Genomic DNA, 26107 nt, shown 5'->3' on the forward strand with positions numbered 1-26107 from the left:
GTTGGCAATCTTGTTTTGCTGTTCTTCGGTTATTGACAGAGTTGGCATGGGAGAAATTTTAAATTAGCTGCGAGCCACTTGCTTTACAGTTAACAACGCTTATTAACGGTTATACCAAACCGTTGCCCTTGATCACTGTATGACATAGGGGATACTACAGACGTGCCTAAAGATAACGGTAGGGTTTGTGGCGAAGTATTTCCCTGTACGCAATTAATTAACTGAAATTATTTTTATTTGGTGAGATGCCTGATCGCCTGCTGCTGCTAGATGATTTAAAAAACGCAAATACCCCAGAACAAGTCGCAGCACTATTCCAAAAGCTCGGCTACAACGTCGTTTGCCAAATGTTAGATGTTGAGCTTTTGGAACTGTCAGAGCGCAGCGTTCAAGCTGTAAATCAGGTCTACTTAATTGCAAATCAAGGAAATGCAGAGTTACAGGTGATTTTGTTTCAGCTACATCCTTATGAGTGGACTTCTTTTAATGCTGTTACCCATAGAATGCAGGCGATCGCTAACAGTATTTGTCAACGTGATTCTTCTTTTTTGTTGTTAGCCACAAAAGATTATAAACAGTTGATGCTTGTTAGTCCTCACTACCAGCTCAATACTCAGATGGATTTAAAGGTCAATATTCAGAAATATTTAATTAATATTGCTGATCCTAATTATTATGACCTCAACCGATTAGAAAAAATAGCCGCTCGGCTACTTAATCCACAAACACTTCACCGCCTTCAGCATGAAGCACTCAACTTTAAAGAACCATCAAAAAAATATGAATTTCAAGATACAGTTGGTTGGTATTTACAAAAAATTGGTCGAATTAAACTTTTAAAACCAGATGAAGAGATTATTTTAGCTCGCCAAGTAGCGCAATTAGAAGAAATACAGAAGATTATAAAAAAACTTGAAAAACAACTTCATAGACCTCCACAAGAGGAAGAAATTGCTTCAAAAATTGGCATATCTACCTTAGCACTAAGTCAGCGCATATATTATGGTAAATTAGCTAAAAACCAGCTGGTACAGGCAAACTTGCGGCTAGTATTCTCAATTGCTAAAAACTATACAAATCGGGGATTAGAACTTCTAGATTTAATTCAAGAAGGAAATTTAGGATTAATTAAAGCAGTTGAAAAATTTGATTATACCAAAGGTAATAAACTATCAACTTATGCCACTTGGTGGATAAAACAGATGATACGAATAGCAATAGCTAATCAATCTCGTACTATTCGTCTACCTGTTCATCTATGGGAAAAAATTTCCTTAGTGAAGAAAACAGCTAAGTTACTTACTCAAGAAATAGGCCGTATTCCTAAACAAAAAGAAATTGCTGCTACTTTAGGAATGACAGATGAAAATTTACAATCTCTGATTAAATATACTTTACCAACAACTTCCTTAGATACGCCAATTGGTACTGAAGAGGATACTATATTAGTAGACATTATTGAGTCTTCTGGAGATACACCAGAAGATTGGATGCTGAAAAGTTTTTTAATAGATGAATTAGAAAGTTTTTTAGAAATACTCAAACCTCGTGAACGTAAAATTTTGGAAATGCGTTATGGTTTAGATGATGGCTATGAAAAAAATTTAGCAGAAATTGGCCGTAAAATTAACATAAGTCGTGAACGGGTTCGCCAAATTGTCAACAAAACATTAAATACCTTACGACTGTCACAACCAAGAAAAAGGATAAAACAGGAATTTATTGATGAACATAAAATCTCTCAATCTCTCACCAGCCCATTGGTTTTATCGAGTGTTTCATCCAATATAGAAAACCTCAAAGATGCCAATGTAAATAATAAATTACAGACTGTTGATATACAAATCCATCTCACCCAAGAAAATCAAATCATGGAAATTAATTCTACCAATTTAACCGAACAATTTGCTTCTTTAGAACAGACATTTCATCAACTATCTGAGCAATTAATTAAAGCAGCTAAAGCACTGCAAAATCCTGGTATTCCTTTAGCCGAAGATTTAATTTTACAACTAAATCAATGCCAAAAAGATTTTATACAGTTGCAAAATATCACACTGGAATTAGCAAAACGTTCTCAAATATCTTCCCAGGCAAACACTGATACAATTTCTTCTCTGACAGACATCAAAGACTTGATACAAACTATTACAGATTCAGAAAATGAAAAGTTGAAACTTGAGAAATTACGCTCTGACGCTTTGAGAGTTTTACAGCGAGTATTGGCAATATCCCATCAAATAGATAATGATTTTCACCCTTTAAAAGATTGTCGGGTAAAAGCCCAAGAACTTTATAAAGTAATTTCACAATCACAAAGTTATGAAAATTCAGAGATTCAAAGTTTAGCAGATGGTAATCATCCATTCTCGAAATTAGTTACCTTGATTGAGGTTCGCGAGTCCGCAGACTATCAACGGTTGGAAGAATTACGGTCTACTGTAACTCAAGGTTTAGGGATGCCTCTAGCTTTAGCAGCATTAACAGGAGGACTTATAATCCGAGAGGAATCCATCCCAGAATTACCTTTAAATTTTAGCACTGAAGTAGATGAAGAAACCTCTAGCTTAAAGTCTTCTCCAGCAGCAAGATTAGAGGTAAATCAAAAAGCAAAAGAAGAGTCAAATGAAGGATATGCACAGCTAGAAATTGCATTACCTGAGCATCAAATTATAGTAAATTCCCAACCTATCGAAACATTAACGATAATTCCTGAAGAACCTGCTGAAAATAAACTTGAACAGAAAATTGAAAATCCGATATTAACCCAAGTTCACACTCATCAAAAGGCATTTGTAGAACCAGATGTCAAAGAAGACATAGAACCTCAATATCAACCTACATCAAAGGATATAGAACCAAAAAATATTACAGCCACTAATGATCATGCCAATCAAGAGTTACTGGAACAACGTCAAAAAATTTGGCATTTACTAAGAGACAAAAAACAGAGCCTTGCTTATCATTTAGCACACTGCTTAGAAACTATCTACCCTAAATTTCACCCACATTTACCTTCAAAGATAATTCGTGGGGCAATTTTAGGTCTTCATGTACGTTATGATGCCGGATTAGAATTAGGACAAATCGCTAATAATATTAAAAGTGATTTTACCAACTTTAATGACGACTGTTTTGTAGATGAAGATAATGAATGGAATCAAGCAATTAGTTTATTATTAGTTACTGCTACATTGCGTCCAGCTTTACTTGCACCAAATACCAACGCTGCGGTAATTTTACACTCTCTTCGGTTGGGAGAAGGTTTAAATCAACTCTATAAATATTGCCAAATTATTGCCAAATACGGAAACCAACGTTTGGCTTTAGATATAACAGCTATCAAAAAAGTTATCAGCCAAACAGTATGGGAAAATGAATTAGCTGCTTTGCGTCAGGAAGTTGAAAATTGGTGGTCTCAAGCTCAAGTTTTAACCATGTCCTATGACACAGCTAAGGCAGTTTGGAATCAGTGGCTTCAGCCCAATCAACTTATTCATTCTCTGCTACTTCCTGTTAGGCAAAATGATGTGAGCAAGTTGGATATTGCCAAACAAAATATGCAACGATTATCCAATGAAACTCAGATTAATGAAGAAGTCAATCGGACACAGAGGGAAATTGGTCTTTTGAGAGCAAGTAGTGATGCTATCACAGGTAGAACTCTCAGTAAAATTCGCCAACAGGTTCGCAAAGCAGTTAATTTCGTGGATGAATGGATTAGACTGCAAGAATCAAACACAATCAAAAGTAATGATTATGCTTATAATCAAGCTCAACAATTGCAGAAAGAACTGGCAAATCTTCATCAAACTGTGTTAGAAGAACTAAATGTTTTTTACCATAAAAATTCCTCAGTTTTATTAACAGCAGGTATTGATTATTGTAGAACAGCAGTAGAGGATATTCGTGATCTTTTTGAAGAAACCAAGTCCTTACGAGCATTAGAACCGGAGATTAAGTATCTACTTCATGCTGAATTGCTGAAAATTCCTTCACTATTAATGGACTCTGACTGGCAACCAGAAATTAAAAAACCAGAATTATTAGCGCAAGAAATTATTAATCTGGTTACACAAAATAATTTTAGCTGGAAACAAGCTTTTAATTCACGAATTGAAAATAAAGACCACGAAGCTACAGAGAGAATTATTGAGTTTCTGCAAGTATATACAGAAACATCTATTGATAGTGATGAACTCCAAAAACAAAGAGAAATACAGATTAAGAATTGTCAGCAAGAATTAAAGCAAGCTGTCAATAATACTCGGAAATTACTAGAAGCTAATGTAGCTTTAGGTGTCATTAATGAAAATGATAGATTAGACTATGTAGCAGATATTGAAAGCATAGAAACTGCTATACCAAAAACCTTAAGATTTGGGGCAAATATATCTCATCTGCAAAAGATAAGTGACGAAATTAATACTAAACGCCAACAAGAAATTGATGAGAAGAGAAAAGAATTGAAAGAATTGATTGACAAAATAGGTCTAGATAATACTGTATGTGATCGAATTAGCGGTGTATTAGATAAAGGTGATATATTCACTGCCAATGAATATATAAACATGGTGCAGCAAAATAGGCAAATACCTGAAGTAGAAAATCGGAGAGAGGTTTTTAAAGACTTCTTTAATAAGGAGAATTATACTTCTCTAGAAAAAGAACTTGAACCTGCTGATCTTAATCGAACAGCTAGACGTGAGATAATTTTGAATATTTCTAAGAGCAGAAATATTGGGCTATTGCATATGCAACAAGTACCAGGCGCTCAAGCAAAAAAAGCTTCTGAAATGCTTGAATCTTGGTTTAAAACTAAGACAGCTAAGAAAGCAGATTCAGAAGAAGATGTTCGCACAATTCTGAGCAATCTAGGTTTTAATACAGGAAATATCAATATTAAACAAAAAGATAATTACACTTGGATTAATATTACTACTAAACCAATTCAAGAGAAAAATAGTTGTCCTGTTCCCGCTTTTGGTTCAAAAGCAAACGGTAACTATCGTATTCTCTGTGTCTGGCATAGGCCATCAGAAGAAGAAATTCTCAATGCTATTGGGGATACGTCTCATGGTTGCCCAGTTCTTGTGTTCCATTTTGGACGAATGACAGAAAAAAAACGCAGAGACTTAGCTCGTTTGAGTCGGGAGCGTCGCCGCACTTTTATTGTCATAGATGATATTGTTATGTTGTATCTGTGCGGAGAAAGAGGGGTACGTTTACCAGTATTATTTGACTGTACCTTACCCTTCACTTTTCTAGAACCTTATACGACTACAGCAAGTGAGTTTGTTCCTGAGATGTTTTATGGGCGGGAACAAGAACGGCAATCCATAATTCACCCAATGGGATCTTGTTTAATTTATGGAGGACGGCAATTAGGTAAAACAGTTTTACTGCGTTACGTTCAGAGAGATTTTAACGCTCTCAATCAGGAATATAGAGCGGGATTTTTAGATATTAAACAAGTTGGAGCAGAGAAACCACTAGATGAAATTTGGTCTTGTATTATTAGTAAGTTGGAGGAAATGAATATCTTCGATGCCAAGCGGCGTAATCTTCCCAACTCCAAAACTTTACAGCAAATTAAAAGCTGGTTAGAACTGAACAACCAAAGACACATTTTACTGTTGTTGGATGAGGCAGATAATTTTTTGGAAGCAGACAGCAAAGAAGGTTTTCCTCGATGCGATGAATTGAGAAGATTAATGTTGGAGACAAACCGACGTTTTAAAGTAGTTTTCGCTGGATTACATAACGTGCTGCGAACCACAAAACAAGTCAACCATCCTTTGGCTCACTTTGGCACTCCCATTTGTATTGGACCATTGTTAAAGAATGGCGAAATGCGAGAAGCAAGAGCTTTAATTGAACGACCATTTGCCAGCGTAGGTTATCGCTTTGAATCTCCTGATTTGGTAACACGAATTCTGTCCCAAACTAACTATTATCCCAGCCTTATACAGCTTTATTGTCAACAACTTCTCAAGCACGTTACCAACCCTGATGTTGCAAATTTCAATACTAAAGATAGTCCACCTTATGTAATTACTTCGCAGCAAGTTGATGATGCTTACAATAATCAAGACTTGCGTAAAGCTATCCTAGATCGATTTCTGTTGACTTTACAACTAGATCAGCGATACGCAGTAATTGCTTATGCCATTGCCTTTAGTTCTATCAACAGTGACAAAGGAATGGTAAATGGATTTAATGTTTCTTGGATTAGAAATGAAGTGCTTACTTGGTGGTATGAAGGTTTCCAAGGTTTATCATTAGATGAAATTCAGGTTTTGCTAGAAGAAATGGAGGGATTAGGGGTTTTACGTAGAACTAATACAGGTAGTTTCACCTTGAGAAGTCGCAATGTATTGTTGTTAATGGGAACTCAGGAGGAAATTGAAGCCACACTTTTACAACATCGGGAATTACCCCTAGAATATGAGCCTTCTAATTTTCGTTCAGTTATTGGTATCAAGGACAATTTTCAGCGCAGTCCCTTAACCGCCCAACAGGAATCAAAACTGTTATCTCCTGAAAATGGAGTCTCTATTATATCTGGAACTTTAGCAGCAGGACTTGAAGATTTAAAGCTGTATCTAGAATCAGTTTTGAGTAAAAAGAACGAATATTCCTATTACTATTGGGAGGATCTGTTTTCTCAAGAAGATTTTGCTCAACGTCTAAAGTTGCGAATAAGTAAACGCCCACAAGATTGTATAACCCTGATTGTTATATCCGCAATTTGTTCCTGGAATCATCATTGGGTTCAAGAAGCAAGAGAGCAAATTAAAAGATTAAGATCACAAACTTCTTTTGTGCAGTTAGTTTTTGTGGCTACTCCTCAAAACTTGTGGCAATTATTAAACAATAAACACACGGATTTTAATGCCTTGAATAGTCTAACTAATTTGACTTTAAAACCTTGGCATGATGTTACACTACGACAATGGCTAGAAGATTGCAATTATCCGAGTGATCAAGATTCCCGTGAAAAAATTACCGCCGTGACGGGAAATTGGCCAGCACTTATTTACAGGTTTTATCACCATTCTCAATCTCATCTACACAACTGGGAGCTTCATCTAGAAGGATTAAAAGAATCGTTTAATGACTGGCAAGAGGCAAGAGACTTTATTACTGTACAATTAGGAATTGACCGCTACGAACAAAAGAAGGTATTACGAGCTTTAGCTGATTGGTGTCAAACTCCGGAAGATAGCATTTCTACTGATGAATTAGTAGATTTAAACGATGATATTCAACCAGATATTGTGAGAAAAGTTTTACTTTGGGCAGACCTACTAAATCTAGTCATTCCTGTACGTAAGAAAAAAGAACATCAAGAATACTGGCGTATTGCACCAGTAGTTGGTCGTCTCCTCGAAGCTATGGAAGATTAATATCCAGAAGCAGCAATTGATTTGCATAGTGTGGACAATCCTTGAAATAGTTATGCGGAGGATTGTCCTGTATTTATGGTTAACTTGTCAAAATATAAAAGTTCGTAAATCATGGCACTCCCAGATTATATAGACAATAATCAAAAGACACTTGAAGAGGTTTTGAAAGAACTTATTTTAAATGAGAGCCAAACAAACCTAGACATTGCTACTGGATATTTCCGTATTGAAGCGTGGATATCTCTAGAACAAGCTTTCAAGACCTTAACAAACCTACGCTTGCTCATTGGTCGTGACCCCACAATTCGACCCGCAGAAAGAGATCGCATTGACCTGTCACGATACTTTCGGCTTGATGTCCAGAAGCAGCTAGAGTCTGAGAAATACAAGCTTAAATATAAGCAGCAGATTGACCGTTTGATTGAATACTTACAGCAAGACCATATTCAAGTTAGACTTTATGGAGTGATTGGTGAAGGTGTGCAATTTCTCCACGCTAAAGCCTATATATTTGATAATTATAGCATTATCGGTTCTAGCAACTTTACTCCTGCTGGATTGAGGGGGAACACAGAGTTAAATGTATTAAATAAAATAACAGTAATCGCCCAAGACCTTCGTAGCCAGTGGTTTGAGAAATTCTGGAATGACAAAAGTGTAGACCAAGGTTATAAAGCCAAACTAATTGATGCTTTAAATGCTTCAAAGTTTGGCAGTAAACCTTACACACCCTATCAGGTATTTTTAAAAGCACTTTATGAACTTTTCAAAGAAGATTCCTTACCAGAGGGGGACATTCGCACAAGCCTAGAATTAGCTAATTTCCAACAGGAAGGCTTTGAGCGGGCAGTCAGGTTACTGGAACGCCACCGGGGCTGTATAGTGGCAGATGCTGTGGGTTTAGGTAAGACTTACATAGGTTTGCGGGTGCTTGACCACTACCTGATCAAAGACAGACAACCCGGTTATGTGCCTCGCGCACTAGTGGTATGTCCAGCCCAGTTGCGGGATTTGGTGTGGCGGAAAAAGCTGGATGAGTACGGAATTAAAGCTGACGTGGTTTCCCAAGAGGAAATTAGCCGTAAAACCTTCGACCTCCGCCGCTACAACAAGTATGACATCATTGTTGTAGATGAGTCACATAACTTTCGTAATAGTGCAACAAACCGATATCGAAATTTACAAAAGCTCCTTGGCAGCGGTAAGCGAAGTAAGCGAGTGTTGCTATTAACTGCAACGCCAATCAATACCAGTATTTATGACCTTTACCATCAAATTTTATTGCTGCCATGTAGTACAGAAACATATTATCGAAAATATGGAATACCCCATCTCAAAACTTACTTTAAAGCCTTGGCGAAAGGTGAAGAGGAAATTACTGAACTATTGTTCCAAACAATGGTAAGACGTTCTCGCCAAGATGTAATAAAACGACAGTTAGCTGGTGAAGAAATTTACATTGCTGGTCAAAAGATTCGCTTCCCAAAACGCAAATTACAGCAGTTTACCTATAATTTTGAGGCAAGCTTTCAAGGGTTTTATGCCGGGATTGCTAATCAAATTGACGAGTTGCACCTAGCCCCTTATAACATCAAAGGCTTTAAGAAGCAGAAAAACAAGCAAGAAGAAGATGAGGTAAAGCGCAATGATGCTCTTGTTGCCCTAATGAAATCACTTTATCTGAAGCGTTTAGAAAGTTCGCTGATTGCTTTTGAAAGCAGTATACGCAATCAGAGGAATTTTCAAGAAAGGTTTTTTAGCTTGCTACAACAAGGCAAACTTCTAGATAGCCATAATTTTCGCAAAATTTTAACCGCAGAGACAGATGAAGAGGAGAGCAGTTCAGTAGAAGATTTAATCGATTCTTTAAATGAAATAGAGCCTCAAGACTACCACATTGAAAAATTACAATCACAGATTAAATCTGACCTGGGTATTCTCAATGGGATTATGAATACACTTTTACAAATTAGAAAAGATGTAGAACTAGGAAGGGATTATGATTGCAAGCTAACAGCATTCAAACAAGTTTTGTCTACAGAACTTAAGGGACAGAAAGTTCTTGTTTTCAGCTATTTCAAAGATACAGCCGATTATTTATACAACCAGTTACTTTCAGATCAAGACTGGTTAAAGGCGATGGCGATAGATGGTCGAAAGCCTACAATTGATAAAATCACTGGTGAAACTCCTGGCAAACAAAGGGAAGAAAAAGTTAAGCGTTTCGCACCCAAGGCAAATGGTCAAAGTGAGGATGATCAGCAAAATTTACAAAGTCAAGAAATTGATATTCTTATCTGTACTGACGTTCTATCGGAAGGTCAAAATTTACAAGATGCTGGTGTTTTAGTTAATTATGATCTGCATTGGAATCCAGTGCGAATGATTCAGCGTGCCGGTCGAATTGACCGTTTGGGTACTAACTATGAAGAACTGTTTATTTATAACTGCTTTCCAGAAGAAGGTTTAGAGGCTTTACTGGGATTGGTAGCACGATTGCAAGCTCGGATTGCCATGATTGGTGAGAATGTGGGATTGGATGGCAGCGTTTTAGGAGAAATAATTTCCGAAAAATCATTGGAAGAATTATATCGACTTAAGAAAGCAATTAGTGATGCGGATAAAGAAGCAATCCTAGAGGAACTTGAGCAAACAGCCGATTTGGTGTCATTGGATGAAATGCGTTTGCCTTTATTAGAATTTTTCCAGCTAGAAGGTGAGCAAGCAGCAGAAGAAATCCCACTAGGCATTCACAGCACACGCCATTTCTATATTCCTGAAGCCGAAAACGGGGGAATATTTCTAGCGTTTCGTGCTAAAGATGAACACTTCTGGCACTTTTATTCCCGTATTAACGGTGTGATTTCTTTCAATCCAGACAAAATAATTACCAATAAGCTTCAAATCTTTAACTGGCTCAAGTGTAAAGCTAATGACTTTCCCCCTCCAGAACAACTGCTGCCAGCGAAGTTTGATGACTCTATCTTTGATGTTTTGGATGCTGCTGTCTGCAACTTAATGACATTGTTCAGAAAGCAAGAAACTAGCAATATTTTAAAGCCTAAACTTAGTAAGCCTTTACAAAAAATTCATCAAGCTTTGATTCAGTTTAATCCTATAGATGAAGACGCGTTATACCAAGAAGCGAAGCGACGAATATTAAAAGTTATTACCACAGTTAACCTTCGTATCTACGAGCGGGACTTGAAACTAATTTGGGAAAAATTCGCTCAGAAAAAAGACTTAAATGCTCTGGTTTTTGAACTAGATGAGTTCTTTGTTGAACAAGACCAATATCACGAAATTGATGAAGAGGCAGAATTCAACCCATCAACAGTGATTAAGGAAGAGGATATTCAGCTTGTTTGTTACCAGTGGTTTAAACCAGAATAATGAGCCTGCTACCTGGGTGTCCGCTTAGGCTAAATAAAGGGTTATTTTTACAAAATTTTACAAGGTTGCCCCTGGTTGCACGAACCTTCTATTTACGCCAATTTAGATACCATCGTTTCCCAACTCCAAGAACGCTTTCAACAACAATGTCGCTATACCATTCGCTATCAAAGCAAACCAGGACAAGCACGCATCTGGGATATTGACCGCTCAGAATTAAGACTCCATGACGGCACTCTCTACTTATTTGCATTTGTACCTGACTGGCGTTCTTACCGATTTGACTATTGGCCTAATATCGACCAAAATTTGATTTTCAGACTAGATAAAATTTTCGATGTTAGCCCTATAGATTGTTTAGGTATAATTTAGTTAGTTCCAAAAATCCTGTAAATGAAGAGGGTTCCGAGTGCAGAGTATTTCCCACCAAAAACTAAAATTAAATTATCCCCTGCCTAAATAAAAATATGGTTATTCCAGAACTTGAAAAACAACTTCTTCAACTTTCCCCCAATGATAAACTTTACATTATCCAGCTACTAGCACAAAGCCTAACTATGGAAGATAAAAATAACAAAACCCTTCCAGAACAACCTAGTAAACTTTCAGAATTTTTTCGTCAATCTCCTTTAGCTGAAGTAGCTGAAGAATTAGACCTTAGTAGAGATACCAGTTTACCGCGTGATAGTTTTATCCCATGACTTATCTTCTTGATACTTGCTTAATTTCTGAAACTATTACTAAACAACCAAATCAACAAGTTTTAAACTGGCTAGATGCCCAACTTCCAGAAACACTTTACTTGAGTGTAATTACAATTGGTGAAATTGCTAAAGGTATCAGTAAACTTCCTGTATCTAAACGCAAAGAATCTCTAACAAAATGGTTAAATTCCATCCTACCCCATCGCTTTGAAAACAGAATTTTAGGTCTGGATATTGCCACAATGGTGTTATGGGGAAATCTAGTTGCAGAATTAGAACAAAATGGACGACCTTTACCCGCTATGGATTCTCTCATTGCCGCCACCGCATTACAAAATTCTCTCACACTTGTTACCCGTAACGAAAAAGATTTTGCTGGTACTGAAGTTGTAATTATTAATCCTTGGAATTTCTAAATGGGAAATTTTCAACCAATTTAGGATTCATTATTCTAACCTCAGTTCGGCTCAATCCCTTTTTGGAGTTACTCAACGAGAGAATAGACTTTTCATCCTATGAAATAATCAGGGTTTTAGCTTATCCCGAACTCACGTTATTCTAACGCCTCTTGTAAGGCACATTTAATAAATCAATCGCCCGTTTCTTCGCATCTTCCCCGCGCCTATCATACTTACTCGTAGTATTAGTTGACGCATGACCAGCCAGCTTGGATACCGTAACAATATCTGCACCCCCATCCAACAAATCACTAATAAAAGTCCTGCGGAAATCATGCGGTGTAAACCCTTCTTCCACACCCGCAGCTTCCCCTCGGCGCTGCAATGCCCGCAGTACCCCCTGCTCACTCATCCGCCGTTGGATAACTTTATTCCCCTTATCCAACGGATAAAATAAAGGACCCGCTTCCTTACCCCGAACCAGCAACCAATCCTGCACCGCCCGGACACCCGCTTCTGGTAAGTAAACAATTCGCTCCCTGCGTCCCTTAGCTTCCCGTATCGTCAGCGACCGACTGCGCGATTTTAAATCGCTCAAATCAAGATGTGTTACCTCAGAACGCCGCAATCCCACCGTCAAAATTGCCAACAGCGCCGCATCCCTCGCCCCTAAATTCGAGTTATCTTGAATACAATTCTCCCACAGGGCAGCAATTTCTTCTCCATCCAGCGCCCGTCCCTTGAGTAAACTTTTACCCCGCACAGACTGAATATCAGTAGCCCGGCCATAGTCCTCGGTAGACATTAACCCCAACCGCCATGCTTCCTGCAACACCCGCCGCAGCGCACACAACATTTTATTTGCCATTGCTGGACTGTATTTTTCCATCAGCACTGACCTCACTGCTGCCGTATGCTGATATCGCAACTTTGCCCAGTCCAAAGTTTGAGCATCACAACTATCATTGGTTAACAGGCGGGCGATCGCATTTAGTGCCTCCCGCATTGTCCGCCGAGAACCCTCACCCAGAGAAGCCAGATATACAAGAGCCGGGTGCATGGTGATAGGTACTGGCTCTGTTAACGCCAGTGATTCTTTTGAAAAATTGGAATTTGCGATTGCCTCTGGCGCGGCATCGCCCATCGCATTGTTGTTCACGGTCATTAAACAGCTGCTTTGTCATTTATCTTCCCTAAAATGCTGCTGTTCTTCAACCAATTGTTACAAAAGAGAGCCGGAAAATTAAGTTGTGTTGCGAGAACACCTTTTCTCTCTACCTTTTTAGGCTCAAAAGTATGACTCTATGTGAGCCGTTTTAGCAAAATATGTCGAGCAATTGGGTTAATAACTGATATAAAGTGTTATGTTTGCAGTTGGGGTATTTGCGCTTGTAAGTGCCACGCATAAATGCACAACCGTGTGTAGCGGCGCGATAGCGTGGTGGGGAGAGCAGTAAAGGCTGAAGTCTAAAAGATGAGTGTTTAAATGTGAACACTGTAGGTTTGAGTGTGGCAGAAATTTACAGGCTTTCGTCAAGTTGGACACCAAATGGTAATGTGTCAAAGCCTAAGTTTTCTAGAGTTAAAATTGCTGTTTCCACTGATGAATTGTTGATTGTTTCTTGATTGACTAAGGATGTAAGTAATTCACAAACTCCTTGATATTGACTGGCATTATAGTCAATCCAACGGTTAGAATAGAAGAGTGCATCATGTAATGCCATTACCACTTCTGTATAGGGTTCAAACGGTAATTTATCGCGCATAGTACGCATGGTACGCAGTAGGTTATCTGCATAGACAGATGCTATTGGTTCTCCAGAGCAAGAGGAGAGTTTTTGTAAATCTACCAAGATATTCTTGGTAAGTTCTAATCCTGAAACTTCTAAAACATTCTGCTCAATATTCATTGTTTTTCTCCAATAACAACTAAAGTTTAGTCGGAGCTAATGGACGCTTTGTGAGCTAAATTTATAGGCGGAGTGTCAACGTGGTTCTTATTAGTGAACACGATTAATCCTATTCCCCAAGATAATCTACCACTGCTGCCAAATCTTCCATTGCCCGATTAAAACGATTTAGCATTGCTTCTGCTACTTCTGGGTCAGCATTGATAGTTGACAGCTTTTCCCTTACCACAAGGTCAAGGGCTTCTAGCCATTGGGATAAGCTGGTATGCCTCATTGCTGACAATAACCCCATGTTGGTGAGGACAGCCAAATGAAAACCAAGTTGGTTTTGTCCACCATAGCCTAAATATCCGTTTCTCAATTCCAGCTTTTCTGGGGTAAATTCTACATATTGGTCAAAGGTAATACCAGCAGGTTCTAGCTTGGGTTGTGGTAATGGTGGTTGAGATTGAGTCATAAGGTGTACTGAGAAAAAATAAAGGCATTAATGTGGAGATATTGCGGTAAGTCGGTCGGCATAATGCCAAGTTTTGGCTGTACTCACTTGGGCGAGTTACTTAACATGGTTATCAGTCGCTTGATTTGACCAACCCGTTTGCGTTGATCATAGCGACGCTTTGCTTCTGTAGTGATTTTTTCTACAAGCTTGCTATCGGCACTTGCAACTGTCCAAGCTGCTTCTAGAAATACCTCAACTGTGATTCCTCTGTCTTTACAGAAGCGCGTTAATTCGTGATCTAGGTCTTTTTCGAGAACGATGGCTGAATGTCGTCGGGTTTCAGGATATTTTTCGAGTTCGGCTTGCAGTGAAGGGAGTGAGTTGAGGGATGCAGGAGTTGGGTTTGTTGCTTCGGTAACTGGAGTGGATGGTTGTAGTGAGTCCCTGTCGTCTGCGTTTGCTGGCATTAGTGTTTCTTGTTCTGGCGTTTGCGGTTCTAATTGGGGTTTAGGAACAAGCGCATCTTGGCGTGGTGGAACAGTTGGGCGGTTGCGTTTGTTGCGGAGTTGGTTGAGTACGTTATCTGACATTGTTATTTACTTCCAATTAACTTACCAATTTTCTCGATTAAGATTTCAAATGGGTATTCCAAGTCGGTGTATCCCAATTCACTGAGGGTTGCACGTTTGTTGATGGCTTGTTTGTAGCGTTCTGATTCCCGGATTGAAGGGAGAACCAAGCCAGCATCTACTTCGTCCCGCATTCCCTCTACCGCAGCCCGACTTTCTTGGGCTTGGGTGTTACCAAACCAACGGTCTCGAAATGGTAGTACACCTAATACTTCTGCATTCGTTGCGCCGACATCACGCAAGCCACCCAGTAAATCAAGCGTCCGCACCAGTGAACCATAACCTTTGACTGATGCTTCTGCGGGGATGACCAAATAATCTGCTGCACCAATAACTGTCAAACAAATTTGCGACCTTTGGGGTGGTGCATCAATGATGCAGACTTTGAAGATTTTGGCGACAGCTTCTAACCGACGTTTCAGTAAGGTTGCACCTACTCCGCTATTAGATAAGTAGTCCTGTACAGTGTCGAGTTGGTCGTCGGCGGGGATGAGAAATAGATTGTCGTTATATGAGGTCGGGTAGATGCAGTCTTCTGGGGTAACTGTTTTTTTGAGGAACTCTAGTAAGGTGGGTTGGTTGGGTTCTAACTCGAATCCTAGATAGGTGGTGAGGTTGTGTTGGGGGTCGGAGTCGAGCATCAAGGTAGGAAACCCCTGACGTGATAGCAACCGACCCAGGAATAGGGCAGTTGTCGTCTTCCCCTGCCCCCCACTCAGGCTGGTGATGGTAATTGTCAGCATACATTTATTAAACTAGCTTTTTAACTAAGGATTAAGTAAACATTTTATCAAAAGCTAAAATTATTTATTTGGCTTTTGATAAATTTAGCTTTTTTCAAAATTAGCTTTTTACTTACTGACAAGGATTAAGTAAATATTTTATCAAAGACTAAAATTATTTATTTGGCTTTTGATAAATTTAGTCTTTTTTAAAATTAGCTTTTTATATTTTACGCTTTTCGCTGCTAACTTAACCACTTAGTTAGGCAGAGAAAAATCGAGTTTCATTTTTATCACTCCTGTAAGAAGGGTTAACAGCCAGAAATCTACGCACGCATTATTGCAGCTAGTTGTAGCCCGATAGGGCTTCAGGGTCTAGGGATGAACCGGGATACTGGATCTGGGTAGGAAACCACAAGTACGCGGAACTTGTGGTACTTCACTCTCATTAGTTTTTAGCTTTTTGGAAAAAACTAATTTTAGCTTTTTAGCTTTTATAGCCATCAAGATTAGGACATAATATCATGTCCGCATAATTACTTGCGATATAACTTGTTTATGCAGAAATCGGAAAAATGTTTTTCCCCCTGCTCCCTGCTCCCTGCCCCCCTAATGATAAGTATTCAACCGGACATGATATAAACTATAGCTGGTGACTCTTGACAGTGCTAAAAGCCTTTGAGTGTCTAAGTTTTAGTTTTGGTTAATGTCCTAACCGCCTTGTCTACGGCTATATTAAAATACAGAAAAATATACAGTAGCGTTAGCTAGGTATAAGTTACGCGCAAGTCTAAGAGCGTGTTCATTCCTCTGTCTTGTTACTTTTTAGGGACTTGCTCGCCGTTGGGCTATGGGTCAACGGACTGGATGATATAGTCCATCACTAGAGTGAAATTTCCAGCCAACGCCCATCGGGTCCCGATTCCTCGACCAACTGAGAAATTCCTGCTCAGTTTTGCTTTCTCTTTCAGCAATCAAACTTTGGGGTGTGACACCCAATCTCCGGGCAAGATTTTCATTGGCGAATGCTTGCAGTTCTACTGACGGCATCTGGTAAGGATATGCTGACCGCCTATTTCGGGTTTGACCACCACCATTGTATCTACCAGATGCTACAGCCCGTTCTAATTTTTCTAAATGTTTAGCAATGAGTTCCAGTTTTCTTTCCACTCCTTCACTTTGTTGGGAAAGCTGGGTTTCTATTTGCTCCAACTTCGCCTCTACGTGCTGCAATTCAGTGGTCGCTTCCACCACCATGCTGCTGTCAAACTGTGCTATCAATTCTTCTAATCCTTGCAGCAAGGCAATTGTATGTCCCTGTCTGTGTATTGTCGCTAATTGTCTTACTACTGGTATCAGTACAGTAGGTACGCGAATCATCTCGCTGGGTGGTGTTTTTTTAGCAGCACGGGAGGAGTTTACAGGCATTTGATATCTACATTCGATATCTACAACCTGATTTTAAACTGAAAGGGAGTGCAGCAGCGACAAAATATCTACTCAATTCGTCACTCGATTTTGGATTTACGATTACCGTTATATAAAACCTACTCAAATCTACCTATAGGAGAAAACTAATAAACCATCAATCGGCATTTTGGCAACCAAAATTTTACTATTAACGGCGTGGGTAATTCCTAACTTAGCTAGTTCATTATGACCTTGATCATTATGCCAAGTTGCTATACGCACATCGAAGAGTGATGGTATGTCTTCGGTCACCATCTCACGAAATTTTGGTTGACCAATCATAGTAATTTAATCGTCGTCAGGTTTTTTAATATCTACCTTCCATTCGTCTTCTATAAAATATACTACATATTCATCATATTCTGACTCTGGAGGTTGACCATGAGATGCTAAAACTTGTGCTTGTTGTATCTCCCCATTATTAGGTTCAATTTTTTCTAGATATAAATCAAATTCCCATTCATTCCGTAAATCAAAAATAAATTGTAAATGATTTTCGACTTCTAGGGATAAATCACCTAACCGAAAATTCCCAGTATGGGGGTTAAATTCTAGTTCAGGATGATCTAATTCAAATGTTCTCCCTAAGCGGTCTTTGTAAATAAATCTGTACAGGTGTTCTGTGTCAAAATCAAAAGCTTCGGCAATTTCTATAGCCACTTCATCTAAATTAAAATAACTAGGAATAGCAATGCGTCGCCAAGCATCCTCTAAGGTGACTTTAAATATATAAATACCTTCTGTAAAATCTCCTTCTGCAATTACTAAAGTTTGTGACCATTCAGGGAAATAGGGTTGCAGATAAGGTTTTAAACTATCAAAAGCAATGCGAAAATCTCCCCTGAATTGGGCATAATCTTCTACTTGGATATCTGCACTGCTTTCTGTTAATACAGCCATAATTGCATTACCGAAAGGCAAAGGTTTAACATCAGTAAAACGCCAGCCTTTAGCAGCTTGTGGCTTGCCTGATGTCAGTTCAATTAAGCCAAATAAATGTAAAAGAGCGAGATTATGAAAACCAGGATAATATAATTTATCTTGTTCTGAATAATTATTAAATTTTAGTCCTACCTCTGGGAGTTTGTCCCAAAATAATAAACAGCGATATGCTTGGTCAAACATATCTCTTGGGTCGCCTAATACTTCACTGTCTCCCCAAACTAACCAAGATTCTAATAAAGTGAAATATTGTTCTGTGGGGTTGAGACTCTGCCAAATTTGAATAATTTTGGGGTCTAAAACTAATTTAGTCTTTTTACCTTTACCAATAATTTGAGCTAGTCCAGAGGTGCGGAGGAGGAAATAAAGACCGTGTATATAGGGGTAAGATTTTTGTACAGGACGTTTAAGGTTAATGTCTATAGAAAAACTCAATTGAGAGTTAAGTTCTTGCAGATATTTCAGGGGAAACTGGTGGTAAGTGCTACTAACTTCAACACCGTCAGGTTGGAGAAAATCTAAAATAGTTTGAAAGTCTTTTAAAATTGTTCCTGGGGTATGTTGACTAATAGTTTGTTGTTGCAGTATTTGTTTTTTATCATCCGTGAGTGTTAGTTTTTCTCGGATGTGTTCTGGAATGAGAGAAAATACGTTAATCATCTGAGGTTAACAATGGTTTACAAGTTCAATTAGAGGAATAACCCGTAAGTAAGTTTTACGAGCCAAAAATTTTAATAAAGCACACTGTTTAACCCACGATTCTTTATCAAGTGCAGTAGCTTAAGAGATGCCCCACTAGGCCGCTTTTGTCCTATTTCCCATTTTTGAACTGTTGAAGGACTTATATTCAAAATACGTGCAAAAACAGCTTGACTGACTTGAGATGATTCCCGTATTTCTTTAATTTGTAATGGTTCTAGAGGCTCAATAGGAGGTAGGCATAGGTGTTCAAATTCGCGCAATGTAGTTTGATTCATTAGCCCAGCTTTGTGTAGGTCTTTTGCTGTCTCATGAACTGCTTCAAGAATTGCTGATTTTTTCTTCCGCATTACAAATCACCTCTATTAATGCATTACTATTTTTTGCTTGCTCAAGCTCTTCTGCTGTATAAGCAAGTAATTGCTTGGATAACATTTTCAAAGCTTCTTCTTCATCTTTGTCAATGTTACTGCGTTCGTTTTTTGAAAAGCCAAAAATAAAAAACCAACGATCTTCATTATTAGTAGCTATTAGTGTCCGAAATCCACCACTTTTACCTTTCCCTGGTTTTGCTATGCGTTTTTTAAACAGTCCACCTCCCAGGTCAGCATCATAAAGCCCTGCTGCCATTTCGTTTACAGCGTTACAGAGACTAAGATTGTTTAAGCCCTCCTTTCTCGCCCAACGGTCAAAAGTACGGTTTTTGTAAATTTTCATTTTATAGTCTCTTTGGATAAAGTATAGCACCTAGTCCTATATTTTAGGGGGAGATAGACATCACCGTGCCAGAAAAGGTTTTTTGTACGCTAAGAAGGGGTATTGCAACGACCCAAAGAAGACAACGCAGAAAATATGGTTTAGACAAAGCCGTACAAAACAGGGTGCTATCCATCTGACCCCCATATCGGCAATTTGGCAACCAAGATTTTACTGTTACTGTTTTAATAAAAATATCAACAGGGAAGACGGGATAAAACAGAACTTCAACGATAATTTTCCCACTCCCTCGCCAGTTGCCAATAGAGTGTCATAGCATACCCCCCCTAAAAAGCTAATTATCAACACTCTTTCACCGCTTCATTACAACTGGCTAGATTTACAAGACACCAAAATAGGGCAGATACCCAGTTATGCTTGCCAATACTTGCATTCTGTAAAATGGTGTATGACGACAGAGAAGCATAGTTTTAAAATAGGTTTTGATACTTGTACTGTAACTGGAATCGCTAGATTCACTAACACTCCGCATGTATGTTACGAAGGTTGCGACGCAGGTAGATTTTCTATGTTCATCTCTGAGGATATGAAAATGTATCCTTGCTCCTTTATGGTAGAAGCTGGCTATGAGGGGACTCCAATTGTCGGAGATAACATGGCGGACTTTTGGCAAAACGGCAATCCATTTAAAGCAATTCGTAACAAGTTAGCTTCTGGTGGTTGCAGTGGTTGTCAAAAGGCAAGTTTGTGTTTAGGTGGTTGTCCATTATTTCCAGAAATCAATCTTTGTCCAGGTCAGTGCAGTAGCATCTAGTTCAAGGCAAGCGTTATCGCGCATCCTTTCACGCTGCTTGGGTTTATAAGTGGAGGTGCAAGATATGAATTTAGCTAAAGTCAAGATATTGGAGAGTGAAAAATTTTGGGGGAGATGGGGTACATAACACGGTAAGATGCACAAATGCCCGAATCCTCTCTTCCACTCATTTATCAACTAAAGATAGTGCTGTTAAGCATCAGCCCCATGATATGGCGGCGCATACTTGTCAGTAGCGACAGCACGATAGAAGACTTGCATTACACACTCCAACTGGCAATGGGGTGGGAAGATATACACCTGCACCATTTCATCATCCACGGTAAGCAGTACGGGATTACCCAACCAGGTGGAACAGTATTTAGCGACCGTGCTTGTGAAGTAAAACTCTCGTCCCTTGGACTGAGAGAGAAAGAAAAATTTTTATACGAATACGACTTCAGTATTTCTCCATTAATGGGTACATGGCGTTATTGGTGGCGACATCAAATTAGAGTAGAAGCAATACTTACACCAGAGCCAAACCAAACTTATCCAATCTGCACAGACGGTAAAGGTGTTTGTCCACCAGAAAACTGTGGTGGCCCTTGGGGATTCATGAAAGCAAGGGAAGAGTTTTTTATTTGGGACGTGTTAGAGCGTTTTGCTTCAATGTTGAGGGAAAAGAAATTTGACATGGATAGAGAAGAAGCCAGTAAGTTACTAACATGGCTATTGGTTTATCAAAACAATTTCGACCGTCAAAAAGTCAACCAAAATCTACTAAAATACGCTAACGGAGATAGGGAGTCGATATTACTTTTCAGAGGATAGCGTGAAATTTAAAATCCAAGTAGTTGTGGAATCAGAGTCAGGAGAAACCCAATTAATTCAAGAAGTTTTAGAAATTGAAAAAGGTAATCTACAACCTGAAAACTTAGGACTTACCCTAGCCCAAGGCAAAGAATTACTGCTTCAGACACAACGCAGCATCGTTAATCAACAAATAGCTCTCTATCAAAAACAGCAACAGTTATGCTCACATTGTGGCAAGAAATTATTGCATAAAGATAAACGAACAATCACACATAGAACAGCTTTCGGCAAACTAAAACTGCAATGTCAGCGATTATTTAACTGTGCTTGTAACGAGCAAGCAACTCGTAGCTTTAACCCAGTAGCCAACCTGCTAAAAGAGCGCACATCACCCGAATTACTCTACCTAGAATCAAAATTTGCATCCCTAATGTCCTATGGACTGTCCAGCAAATTATTACAAGAATTACTACCAATAGAAGGAGAAATAAACCCTGCATCTATACGCAACAATTTACACTCACTTGGTCAGCGATTAGAATCAGAATTACCAGAAGAAGCAGGAATATTATACGAGGGTTGTGAGAGAGATTGGGAAAAGCTGCCTACTCCAGATTTACCGTTGGTAGTAGGTATGGATGGAGGATACGTTCGTTCTTACGACAGAAAATCTAAAAAAGCAGGGAATTTTGAAGTTATTGCTGGCAAGAGTATAAAAGCAGACGGTACATCTAAATGTTTCGGCATGGTTTATTGCTACGATGCTAAACCTCAACGTCGAGTATTTGAGGTGTTAAAATCTCAAGGAATGCAAATGAACCAACAGGTCACATTTCTATCAGATGGAGAAGAGATTATACGTGACCTACAATATTATCTCAACCCCAATGCCGAACATATACTCGATTGGTTTCATATCACAATGCGAATTACTGTGATGAAACAAATTGCTAAAGGTATTAGTAAAGCAGATTTAGAAACGGATATTTCGAGCGAATCTATCCAAAAAGATTTGACATCCTTAAAGTGGTATTTGTGGCATGGCAATGTATTTAAAGCATTATCAAAAATCGAAGATTTAATTGATAATGCCTCTGTGTTAGCTTCAGATTATGATGATACTGAGCCAAGCCTTGAGGCAGAAAAACTCTGCTCGCATTTAGAGGAATTTGAAACTTACATCTCAAATAACGGGCAGTATATTCCCAATTATGGCGAACGCTACCGTAATGGAGAGCATATTTCCAGTTCGTTTGTAGAATCTACCGTCAATCAAGTTATTAGCAAACGATTTGTTAAAAAACAACAAATGCGGTGGACTCCAGAAGGAAGTCATCTGCTTATTCAAGTCCGAACGCAAGTTTTAAATGATGAATGGGTTAATAAATTCCAGCAATGGTATCCGGCGTAAATAGAATGTTCGTGCAACGAGGGGCAACCTGTAGCTAAAAACCTTATACAGCAACAGTTACAGTACAGAGATTGATACGAGATTTAACCGCATTCATTAAAAGATAAGTTGCACAAATAGTTTTTCGGCTTCGTATACAGTAAAATAACTTGGCCTAAAACGGAGCTTAGAGAACCTGGAAGTTTGTGTCTCAAAGTATTATCGCTCCGTCTCGAAAGTGAAAAACATTGCCTAAAATGAGACGAACTAGGTAAAGTTATAATTAGTATTTCTTATCAATCAAGGCTAAATAAAGGGTTATTTTTACTAAATTTTACAAGGTTCCCCCTGGTTGCACGAACCTTCTATTTACGCCGTATGATGTAATAGTCCTCACTTTGAGGCATGACAATTGAATTGAAGCGGTGAAAAAGAAGCTACTTAGCTTACACTGCTCGTTAGGACTCCCAATGGGAGTTCTAATTTAAAAGCTTTCAATCTCTTGAAGTTATCACTTGCCTGTCTCATCTTATACCATCTGGTTGAGCGATATACCTCTCAAATTTGAGTAAAGCCTATCTAACGGAAAATAGGATTATGACGGACAGCCTAGTCCTGCCCAACCACAAACTACACCCTAAATATTCTTTTCCCCAGTAAATGCTTGTATCATTAAACGTTAAGCTACTTCTAAGAAATCTCTCTGTGAGGGATTTTTTGGGAAGAATACAGCAGGTGAAAGATTGAAAAATTCTGCCAATTTTTGGATATGTTCAACTGTTAATTTACGCTTACCGTTAAGCACATCTGAAACAATTGATTCAGTTTTAAAAACAGGAACTAAATCTTTTTGTTTGAGATTTAACTGTGCAATTAAAACCTTGAGAAGTTCTACTCCATAAATATCAGGAACTAACTCTTGTTGTTGTTCGTATTCGTGGATTAAAATCCCTAGTAAGTTCAAGTATTCTTCTTCTGCTTCTGTTAGTTCCTCTTTATCAAGCAAATCATCAATAACTGCTTGAGTTTTTTCATAATCTTCTTCAGAATTTATGGCGCGCGGGGGGAAAGATACAAGTAATTCTGTATAGCTTTTGTTTTGATAGGACATTTTTTCATTGTGATATTGTTTGGTTCATGAGTGAAACTAAGATTGATGCTTTATCAATCTTAGTTAGACTTGGTTAATAGCCTTTTAGTTAAAGTTAACTATCAAACCATTCGTCATTTTTCCATTTGTTTTTGTCGTACTCTATATGAGTAATAAAACCACGAATATAGATAGCTTTTTTCTTGTATTCAATACGGGTGATTAGTCTGTACTTATTTCCTCCAATATCAAAAATGACGAAGTTTTTAACTAGGTCAGGTGCAAAAGGTACGTTAGCTTTAACGTCTGCGAAATTATTCCAGTTTTGTTCTTCTGCAATCTTTTTCCAAGCTGTTATTCCGGGGTTAGCATCTGGGTACTTTTCATAAGCTTCCTTAAGTCTTTTTTCTGAAATAATCCTCATAAATTGGTTGTCCTCTTATACGTATTTTACGTATGTATTTCCGTACTAACTTGCTTGTCATTGGTTTATCCTAAAGAAGTACAATTGAATTAAATGCTTCTTAATCAATTAAGTGCGAATTAATTGATTAGAGAGGCTTTCCTCTATCATTTGATAGCCTTATTTTAGAGGCTTGGAATAAATCTTAGCAAATTGCGAAGTTAAATGCAAGTGTTTGGCGATCGCTCTCCCAACTTTCCCCAATTCCACCTTACTTATAGAGTAAGACGTATTGCTATAGTCTTACTTATATGTCTTACAGTTACAGTCTTACTGTGTTAATTTAGTCTTACTTTACTTGTAAGACGTGAGTAAGACAATGGCTGATAATAGAAAAATGCTTAACTTTAGATGCCCATTGGAAGTGCTAGAAGCTATAGATAGCATAGGTAAAGAGCGTTACCCAGCAAATAATGACAATGGATGCGATCGCTCTAAAACTCTACTCGATATCATCCAAGCTGGTATTGCTGCTTTGACTAATGGTGAGGTACAAGTACAAGTAGTACAGCCAAGTAAGACAGAATTAGATTTAGAGGCAATAGAGGAACTGGTAAAAAAGTTAATAGCTGAAAATTCACCAGTAATACAACCACGTCTTACAGACGATAATACTTATGTAAGACGGTATGAACTACCCCAAAAAATTGATGACAGGATAGCCAACGCTATAGAAGATGGAATTATAGGGGAAGCAATCTCTAAATCCTACGCTGCCATGATGGGTCAATTTAATAACTTGCTGGAGGAGTTGCAAGTCTTAAAAAATAATATTCCCGCCGCACCTGTTCCCAGTCTTCAATTACCAATACCCGATGATTTAATGGCAGAAAATCAAATATTAAAATCATTGCTTGAGTATGAAGGATATGATGAAATTGATTTTCAGGAATTGCCTTTAAATCGCTCTCAAATCATTAAATATTTTGATATTCAAGATATTTTAGATGGTGCTGAATATTCGGATGAGATATTAAGAGCAAGGGGTATTAAGAGCAAGATGGATGAGAATATAGATCATTTTGCGAAATTTATAGACCTGTCAAATACTCATCATTCTTATGTTGTTGAAAGATTCAATAGAATTTTAATTTGGTTAGGGTTTGAGCCTGAAAAAATTAAAATCATCCCAACTGAAGATGGAAAATCAAGAGAGATTTGGTCAGTCAGTGCGGGGGAGTTACAGGAGTGCGATCGCCAAACTGCTGATCCGTCCCCAATCACAAATGCCCAATCACCAATTACCAATTCTCAATTACCAGAGGCAGAGGAAGATTTACCCGTTGTAAAAGAGAAAAATTCTCCCAATTTAGACAAGCCTACAATTATGCTGCATGACGGATCTATTTTGGTAGTGTCAGAAAAGCAAGAAAAAATTTTAATTTTGCTGGGACTAATCCCCCAAACTCATAACCTGCTAACTTCTCAGTTTTTGAGCGTAATCTGCAAAGAACATTTAACCACCAATAAAGAGGAGTTGGAATCTTTAATTGGGGAAAAAATTGACAGCAAGGGCAGCACAATTAGAAAGACGGCTGCAATATTAAGGGGTGCAGGTTTTACGTTGTCAGGTAGTGAGGGTAAAGGTTTTAAAATTATAGGGGTGAAATAACGATTGCAAGAAGGCACTGGCGAGAGCCAATCGCCACACCCGAAAGTATTAAAATTAAGCTGTTGTGTATTTAATTCAGATAAAACTAAGTAGCAAGATGCAGCGACTACAATAACTTAATGTTTTTGGATTATCCAATTTTGCCGCACATCAGCTTAAAACCTTTCAATAATTCAAAACCACCTATTCCGTGTATGGGTTAGGTGGTTTAGTTTTCCTACCAGGATTAAATTATGTGAAAATGCTTTTTAGATTATTGTGCTGCTAGGATTGATACACCCTATTATCCTGGTAGCTTTTCTTACAAAAGTAGCAACTGTACAGCCCTGGTGCTGACAACTTCTGCCTTAACTGTCATCCCCTCTACCCGTTGCACTTTGGTAAAAAGTTTATTTCTAGATAGTTTTAAGTCAGCTTTCTTACGTTGGTTAGGTAGTGGGGAGAATGTATAATTAGGGTGCTGTATTGACCCGTCCTTAAATCTCCATCTGTAGAGTGTTCCATTGATTTG

The 26107-nt window shown here is 38.4% G+C and carries 22 protein-coding genes; 9 read left to right on the forward strand and 13 right to left on the reverse strand.

Features of this window, described 5'->3' with window-relative positions; genetic code table 11:
- The first annotated feature begins 245 nt into the window (after window positions 1-245).
- The 5 genes from H6G06_RS25980 (at window position 246) to H6G06_RS26000 (ending at window position 11922) form a co-directional block, all read left to right on the forward strand.
- Entirely contained in the window at window positions 246-7409 is a 7164-nt protein-coding gene (locus tag H6G06_RS25980; RefSeq protein ID WP_190564947.1) for a sigma-70 family RNA polymerase sigma factor, read from the forward strand.
- Window positions 7410-7520: 111 nt separating this feature from the next.
- Complete coding sequence (locus H6G06_RS25985; RefSeq protein ID WP_190564948.1) at window positions 7521-10802, forward strand: helicase-related protein; 3282 nt, start codon at window positions 7521-7523, stop codon at window positions 10800-10802.
- Window positions 10803-10877: 75 nt separating this feature from the next.
- A complete protein-coding gene (locus H6G06_RS25990) occupies window positions 10878-11174 on the forward strand; it encodes a WYL domain-containing protein (RefSeq protein ID WP_242027466.1) in 297 nt (98 codons plus the stop codon).
- 95 nt (window positions 11175-11269) lie between these two features.
- On the forward strand, window positions 11270-11503 hold the full coding sequence (locus H6G06_RS25995; RefSeq protein WP_190564949.1) for a hypothetical protein: 234 nt from the start codon (window positions 11270-11272) through the stop codon (window positions 11501-11503).
- Window positions 11500-11922 (forward strand): type II toxin-antitoxin system VapC family toxin, encoded by a 423-nt coding sequence (locus tag H6G06_RS26000; RefSeq protein ID WP_190564950.1) that lies wholly within the window; start codon window positions 11500-11502, stop codon window positions 11920-11922. Before H6G06_RS25995 ends, H6G06_RS26000 begins: the two co-directional genes overlap by 4 nt.
- A 142-nt stretch (window positions 11923-12064) precedes the next feature.
- Here H6G06_RS26000 and H6G06_RS26005 read toward each other — a convergent pair whose 3' ends face one another.
- The 10 genes from H6G06_RS26005 to H6G06_RS26050 all read right to left on the reverse strand — a co-directional run bounded on the left by H6G06_RS26005 (window position 12065) and on the right by H6G06_RS26050 (window position 19432).
- Complete coding sequence (locus H6G06_RS26005; RefSeq protein ID WP_422387068.1) at window positions 12065-13069, reverse strand: tyrosine-type recombinase/integrase; 1005 nt, start codon at window positions 13067-13069, stop codon at window positions 12065-12067.
- A gap of 355 nt (window positions 13070-13424) precedes the next feature.
- Window positions 13425-13814 carry a hypothetical protein gene (locus H6G06_RS26010; RefSeq protein ID WP_190564951.1) on the reverse strand — a complete coding sequence of 130 codons (390 nt, stop codon included), beginning with the start codon at window positions 13812-13814 and terminating at the stop codon, window positions 13425-13427.
- A 109-nt stretch (window positions 13815-13923) separates the two neighbouring features.
- Window positions 13924-14271, reverse strand: a complete 348-nt coding sequence (locus H6G06_RS26015) for a hypothetical protein (protein WP_190564952.1) — start codon at window positions 14269-14271, stop codon at window positions 13924-13926.
- Window positions 14272-14354: 83 nt separating this feature from the next.
- A complete protein-coding gene (locus H6G06_RS26020) occupies window positions 14355-14843 on the reverse strand; it encodes a carboxysome distribution maintenance protein McdB (RefSeq protein WP_190564953.1) in 489 nt (162 codons plus the stop codon).
- Window positions 14844-14845: 2 nt separating this feature from the next.
- Complete coding sequence (locus tag H6G06_RS26025) at window positions 14846-15625, reverse strand: ParA family protein (protein WP_190564954.1); 780 nt, start codon at window positions 15623-15625, stop codon at window positions 14846-14848.
- 834 nt (window positions 15626-16459) lie between these two features.
- A complete protein-coding gene (locus H6G06_RS26030; protein ID WP_190564955.1) occupies window positions 16460-17032 on the reverse strand; it encodes a hypothetical protein in 573 nt (190 codons plus the stop codon).
- A gap of 129 nt (window positions 17033-17161) precedes the next feature.
- Window positions 17162-17356 carry a hypothetical protein gene (locus H6G06_RS26035; protein ID WP_190564956.1) on the reverse strand — a complete coding sequence of 65 codons (195 nt, stop codon included), beginning with the start codon at window positions 17354-17356 and terminating at the stop codon, window positions 17162-17164.
- A gap of 6 nt (window positions 17357-17362) precedes the next feature.
- Complete coding sequence (locus H6G06_RS26040; protein ID WP_190564957.1) at window positions 17363-18676, reverse strand: IS1096 element passenger TnpR family protein; 1314 nt, start codon at window positions 18674-18676, stop codon at window positions 17363-17365.
- A 71-nt stretch (window positions 18677-18747) separates the two neighbouring features.
- A complete protein-coding gene (locus tag H6G06_RS26045; RefSeq protein ID WP_190564958.1) occupies window positions 18748-19065 on the reverse strand; it encodes a helix-turn-helix domain-containing protein in 318 nt (105 codons plus the stop codon).
- Complete coding sequence (locus H6G06_RS26050) at window positions 19037-19432, reverse strand: type II toxin-antitoxin system RelE/ParE family toxin (RefSeq protein ID WP_190564959.1); 396 nt, start codon at window positions 19430-19432, stop codon at window positions 19037-19039. The genes H6G06_RS26045 and H6G06_RS26050 overlap by 29 nt, the downstream gene beginning before the upstream one ends.
- 448 nt (window positions 19433-19880) lie before the next feature.
- On the opposite strand from H6G06_RS26050, the gene H6G06_RS27935 reads away from it, so the two are divergent.
- The 3 genes from H6G06_RS27935 (at window position 19881) to H6G06_RS26065 (ending at window position 22452) form a co-directional block, all read left to right on the forward strand.
- Complete coding sequence (locus H6G06_RS27935; protein WP_277875225.1) at window positions 19881-20246, forward strand: SPASM domain-containing protein; 366 nt, start codon at window positions 19881-19883, stop codon at window positions 20244-20246.
- 144 nt (window positions 20247-20390) lie between these two features.
- A complete protein-coding gene (locus H6G06_RS26060) occupies window positions 20391-21059 on the forward strand; it encodes a plasmid pRiA4b ORF-3 family protein (protein WP_190564961.1) in 669 nt (222 codons plus the stop codon).
- Between the two features lies 1 nt (window position 21060).
- Window positions 21061-22452 (forward strand): ISKra4 family transposase, encoded by a 1392-nt coding sequence (locus H6G06_RS26065; protein WP_190564962.1) that lies wholly within the window; start codon window positions 21061-21063, stop codon window positions 22450-22452.
- Between the two features lie 658 nt (window positions 22453-23110).
- On the opposite strand, the gene H6G06_RS26070 is transcribed toward H6G06_RS26065, so the two are convergent.
- Both H6G06_RS26070 and H6G06_RS26075 read right to left on the reverse strand, forming a co-directional pair.
- On the reverse strand, window positions 23111-23542 hold the full coding sequence (locus tag H6G06_RS26070; protein ID WP_190564963.1) for a helix-turn-helix domain-containing protein: 432 nt from the start codon (window positions 23540-23542) through the stop codon (window positions 23111-23113).
- A 94-nt stretch (window positions 23543-23636) separates the two neighbouring features.
- Window positions 23637-23945, reverse strand: a complete 309-nt coding sequence (locus H6G06_RS26075) for a type II toxin-antitoxin system HigB family toxin (protein ID WP_190564964.1) — start codon at window positions 23943-23945, stop codon at window positions 23637-23639.
- A 358-nt stretch (window positions 23946-24303) separates the two neighbouring features.
- Between H6G06_RS26075 and H6G06_RS27715 the strand changes: the two genes are divergently transcribed.
- Window positions 24304-25596, forward strand: coding sequence for a hypothetical protein (locus tag H6G06_RS27715; protein ID WP_242039868.1), 1293 nt, complete (start codon window positions 24304-24306; stop codon window positions 25594-25596).
- 301 nt (window positions 25597-25897) lie between these two features.
- Here the strand turns inward: H6G06_RS27715 and H6G06_RS27130 are convergent.
- Window positions 25898-26107, reverse strand: a 210-nt coding sequence (locus H6G06_RS27130; RefSeq protein ID WP_206754725.1) for a hypothetical protein, incomplete at its 5' end; no start/stop codon positions are given.

The organism is Anabaena sphaerica FACHB-251, from assembly GCF_014696825.1.
Lineage (GTDB): Bacteria > Cyanobacteriota > Cyanobacteriia > Cyanobacteriales > Nostocaceae > RDYJ01.